The 4,462-nt window shown below is 64.5% G+C and carries 7 protein-coding genes; 4 read left to right on the top strand and 3 right to left on the bottom strand.

Annotated features, from left to right (window positions below):
- Positions 1-97 precede the first annotated feature (97 nt).
- Entirely contained in the window at positions 98-382 is a 285-nt protein-coding gene (locus ABZ857_RS43805) for a hypothetical protein (RefSeq protein WP_357056812.1), read from the bottom strand.
- Between the two features lie 313 nt (positions 383-695).
- Positions 696-1,115 carry a hypothetical protein gene (locus ABZ857_RS43800; RefSeq protein WP_357056809.1) on the bottom strand — a complete coding sequence of 140 codons (420 nt, stop codon included), beginning with the start codon at positions 1,113-1,115 and terminating at the stop codon, positions 696-698.
- Between the two features lie 273 nt (positions 1,116-1,388).
- On the opposite strand from ABZ857_RS43800, the gene ABZ857_RS43795 reads away from it, so the two are divergent.
- Genes ABZ857_RS43795 through ABZ857_RS43780 form a run of 4 tightly spaced genes read left to right on the top strand, consistent with a single transcriptional unit; the run spans position 1,389 to position 3,363 of the window.
- On the top strand, positions 1,389-2,009 hold the full coding sequence (locus ABZ857_RS43795) for a shikimate kinase (protein WP_357056806.1): 621 nt from the start codon (positions 1,389-1,391) through the stop codon (positions 2,007-2,009).
- Positions 2,010-2,225, top strand: coding sequence for a transposase (locus tag ABZ857_RS43790; RefSeq protein ID WP_357056803.1), 216 nt, complete (start codon positions 2,010-2,012; stop codon positions 2,223-2,225).
- Positions 2,226-2,278: 53 nt separating this feature from the next.
- Positions 2,279-2,818: a winged helix-turn-helix domain-containing protein gene (locus ABZ857_RS43785; RefSeq protein WP_357056800.1), complete on the top strand. Its 540-nt coding sequence runs from the start codon at positions 2,279-2,281 to the stop codon at positions 2,816-2,818.
- Entirely contained in the window at positions 2,728-3,363 is a 636-nt protein-coding gene (locus tag ABZ857_RS43780) for a transposase (protein WP_357056797.1), read from the top strand. Before ABZ857_RS43785 ends, ABZ857_RS43780 begins: the two co-directional genes overlap by 91 nt.
- Positions 3,364-3,645: 282 nt before the next feature.
- On the opposite strand, the gene ABZ857_RS43775 is transcribed toward ABZ857_RS43780, so the two are convergent.
- Positions 3,646-4,212 (bottom strand): DUF6461 domain-containing protein, encoded by a 567-nt coding sequence (locus tag ABZ857_RS43775; protein ID WP_357056794.1) that lies wholly within the window; start codon positions 4,210-4,212, stop codon positions 3,646-3,648.
- Positions 4,213-4,462 lie beyond the last annotated feature (250 nt).

The raw sequence follows: 4,462 nt of genomic DNA, 5'->3' as shown, positions 1-4,462 counted from the left end.
AGATGCTCTACGCAAACACCCAGCTGGCATGACGGCCAACCAAGCCGACTCCACAGAACCCGAGGCACATCAGGGCCTCCACGAAAGCCGGAGCGATTCACTGGGCGTAGTCGGCGAAGGGGACCGGCTCGACGGCGGGGGCGGGCGTCTCGGCTCGAGGAGTGGTGGGTGCCCAGCCGGAGCCGCGGATCCAGTTTTCGGGCCAGTAGTGCCCGCACGCCTCGACGGCGAGTTTGAAGGTGACGGCTGCGGCCTTCTGCTCGAAGGTCTCCGACTGCCAGGCCCCGGTCCTGGTGCCGCCGAGGAGGAGCCTCCCCCTCCAGCGGACTCGGTAGGCCTTGGATTTTCCGTCCTTGCGAAGACGGGTCTCGATGCGTGCCACGGAGCCAGTTTCAGCTGGTCAGAGGCCATGCCAAAGGAAATCCAGAAGATCGTTTAGGGGTGGTGAGCCCACGGTGAGCCCACAGAGATCATCTGTCGGATGGTTGATCAAGGGAATGCCTGGTCAGAGGGCATATAAAGGTGGAGCGGGTGACGGGAATCGAACCCGCGCTGTCAGCTTGGGAATTGCATGAATCACGGCTCGTACGGGCGCTGACTTGGGCGTGAGCCGGGTCATGAGCGACCGTGGTTGCCTCCTCGCCACCCTGCCTAATGGCACGCTAATGGCACGACGATCAAGGCTACGGTGCTGGTCATGCGTGCTCTGTTGGGCTCACGGGTCCGGCAACAATCCGGAGCTCCAGAACATGGATGTCGTCCTCATCGAGGACCTCATACCCTGCCGAGATCAAGATGGCTCTCATAGCGTTGCGCATCGCCTCGACGATTACTCCCAGATGTTGCAACGCATGGGCTTGATGGTCAGCGCGTTCGAGGGCCTCTGTCGCTGCTCGGGTGAGCGCCGGTGATGCATTCCACCTGGCGAAAACCCCTCCCGCCGCGTCTCCGAATGGATCTATCTCCACGCTGACACCTTCCTCTGGACGCAGCTCGTCAGATGTTCGAATCAGCGTCACGGGTAGGCCAGCAGCGGTGAGGTCTGAAACAACCCAGTCGGCGAGCTCATGCCACGCCTTGAGGACCTCGGGGGCTACGCGGTCGGGAAGCTCCACGGCAGGATGTTATGTGCAGGCGCGCACGCCTCGGCCTGCCTGATCACTCCGTATGCCGTCGACGGCCCGAAGGGGAAGCGGGCCTTGGTTTGCTCGGCTTGTCCCGGGTCGATGGCGGGCGGGGTGACCAGGCCCCCTGCCGCAGCCAGCTGCGGCCGGCCGGTTGTGCACCAGGCGTTCGTCCTCAACGCTCACCGGATAGCAGTCGACAGGAGCTAACGAATGCACTCTGAACCGCACGAAGGTGCTTCTCCCAGGGTTTGGAGGGAACGGTTGCGCCACGTCTACTGGATCGGTGGCGGGAGTGGAGCCGGAAAATCCACCATCGCCCGACGCATCGCCGATCGGTACGGGATGCGTCTGTACGATACCGACGCGGTCATGAGCGACCACGTCCGCTGCATGCCCGTGGAACAAGCTCCTTACCTGGGCAAGTTCGCTGCCATGGACATGGACGAACGCTGGGTGACCAGAAGTCCGCGCGAGATGCTCGATACCTTCCACTGGTTTCACGGCGAAGGATTCAAGCTGATCGTTCGAGACCTTCTAGCCCTCCCCGCCGACCTGCCGGTGGTCGCTGAGGGGTTCCGGCTGCTGCCCGGCCTCGTCCAACCCCTGCTCGCCGAATGGCGCCATGCCGTGTGGCTGCTGCCGACTCCCCAGTTCCGCCAGGCGGTGTTCGACAGCCGCGGCGGACCGACATGGGGATTCCTCTCCAACACTGGTGACCCGCAGCGGGCGCTGCAGAACCTGCTCCAACGTGACGCACTGTTCACCGATCGGCTCAGCAAGCAGACCCGGAATCTAGGCCTCTACGGGCTCAGGGTGGCTTCCGGGGACACCGAGGAAGATCTCGCACGGCGGGTCTCCGCGGTGTTCGGTCTTGAGGCGTAGGTGGTCGACGCGAGGTTCAGCGGCCGAAGCCCAACGGCATTTCCAGTCGATGCCGAGGCCTACAAGCAGCGCAACCTGGTCGAGCGCTGCTTCGGCAAGCTCAAGCAGTGGCGGGCCATCGCCACCCGCTTCGACAAGCTCGCCAGCCGCTACCTCACTGGCGTCACCGTCGGCTGTCTGATGCTCTGGCTCCGAATGGCATGCTACGGAACTTAAATGGGTCTTGTCGGTGAGCTGACGAGGGCTGATCTGGTCTGTATGACCAGGGTGTGCGGTATGCCCAAGGCGGCGGCTTCACCCCCCAGGAGCAGCGACGCCGCGAGGAGGTACGGCTACAAGCAGCCGAGATGTTCGCGCAGGGGGTCACGAACGCGGCGGTAGCCCAGAGGTTGCGGGTCACTCAGCGGTCGGTGGAGCGGTGGCGGCGCACCTGGCGCGAGGGCGGTACGGCGGCGCTGGCCCCAGCAGGCCCGCACACGCTGCCCCGGCTCAGCCCGGCGCAGTTCGCCCGGCTGGAGGCCGAGCTGGAACGCGGTCCGCTGGCGCACGGGTTCGCCGACCAGCGCTGGACACTGATGCGGATCAAGACGCTGATCGGCAGGATGTTCCACATCGGCTACACCGTGCAGGGGGTGTGGTACCTGCTACGGCGTAACGGCTGGTCGTGCCAGCGCCCCGCCCGCCGGGCGATCGAGCGCGACGAGGCCGCCATCCAGGTGTGGAAGAAGGAGGTCTGGCCGCAGGTGGAAGATCCGCGGCGGCCGACGGCGCCTGGATCTGCTTCGAAGACGAAGCCGGTCAAGGGCTGAGGCCGCCTGTCGCGCGTACCTGGGGCCGGCGCGGGCACACCCCGCTGATCCACGTGCGCGGGCGCGGGACCGGACGGGTGAACATCGCCGCCCTGGTCTGCTACAAACCCGGCGAACGCTCCCGGCTGCTTTACCGCCTGCACATCTACCGGGGTCGCAAGGGCGAGCCCAAGACCTTCGGCTGGATGGACTACCGCGACCTGATCCTGTCCGCCCACACCCAGCTCGCAGCATCGATCGTGCTGATCTGGGACAACCTCAACCTGCACCTGGTGCCCGGGATGAAGACCTTCGCCGCCGAGCACGCCGACTGGCTCACCGTCGTCCAGTTCCCCGCCTACGCCCCCGACCTCAACCCCACCGAGGGCATCTGGTCCCTACTCAAACGCGGCACCCTGGCCTACCTCGCCGCCGCCGACCTGCCCCAGCTCGTCCGCGCCATCAAGCGCGCCCTGAAGAAGATCCAGTACCGGCCCCACCTCATCGACGGCTGCCTGCCACCGACCGGCCTGACGATAACGACAGGACTCGACATCACGAATTAAAGATCAGTAATGGCACGCGGAGATCAAAGCGCCCCGAAAACAATCAAGGGCCGGGCGGGGATCTACTCCCTGACCGGGGCCTTCGTTCGTGGAGCGGGTGACGGGAATCGAACCCGCGCTGTCAGCTTGGGAATAGGCTACTGATCTTGCCATGCTGAGCTGGGAAAACAGGGGTGCAGGTCAGCGCGGGCCGAGTCACCGTGAGTCTCCCTGATTCACCGCTGATCGCCGTCCCTTCTGGCACGCATCTGGCACGTGATCATGGCTTTGACCTCTTCCTTATCACCGGTAGGGGGCAAGGTGGTCGGTGGGTCCCATCAGAGCGGGACCGGCGTAACGGGAGGAAGACAAGTGGACTCCCGTGGCGCGTTCGGCAAGGGCGAGAGCGCGGGAGATGGGGTTCTCGGGAAATCCAAACTGATCACCGTCGATGTTCATGCCAAGGTCCTCAACATCGCTCTGGAGCCGGTCAGGGTCAGAGCCTTCCCGAAGGGAATAGGAGTACAGGCTGAACGTGGTCACTAACTGATCATTGACGCAGTAGGCGAAGTCTTCGTTCTTGATGGTGGCGAAAACTGCGGCTGCGGACGTGCCCACGGACAGCGGGCCGGCCATGTCGTAGATGATCCCCGCCCAGCCGCATTCGATCAAAACGGTTCCGCCGTCAGCCGCGTAGGCCGCGATGCCGAATCCTGAGTCGCCCAGCGGACCAGGGGCGACACCGATCCGCCGCAGGGCCTCTTGAGGGGACAGGTCCCGTACGAAGGTGGCGAAGAGCCACGTGTCATGGGTGTCATCGGTGAACTCCCGGTAGAGCCACTCATAGGTTTCCGCCGTCGCGCCGCTCATCCCACATGCCTTTCGTTGGGGCGTATCGCGGGATCATTGCAGAGGGCACCGGCATCTTCACCTGTGGTGGTATGCGCTGTCAGCTTGGGAATTGCATGGATCACGGCCGTTAGGGGCGCTGACCTGGCCGTCGGGCCGGTCACGAGTGTCAATCTCCTGAAAGCGTGGAGACGGTCCTATGCCACAGCGGCCCTCAGCAGGGCCGTTGACGATTGCCTCTTCTCGATCATCTGACGCTCGAATGTGACAG

This window comes from Microbispora sp. NPDC046933 (assembly GCF_040644635.1).
Classification (GTDB): domain Bacteria; phylum Actinomycetota; class Actinomycetes; order Streptosporangiales; family Streptosporangiaceae; genus Microbispora.
Note: the sequence above shows the minus strand (reverse complement) of the source record. Positions and strands in the feature narration are given on the sequence as shown.

Bases quoted from the DNA above. Each gene is read 5' to 3' on its own strand.
- ABZ857_RS43775 (WP_357056794.1), bottom strand. From the start codon at position 4,212: ATGAGCGGCGCGACGGCGGAAACCTATGAGTGGCTCTACCGGGAGTTC.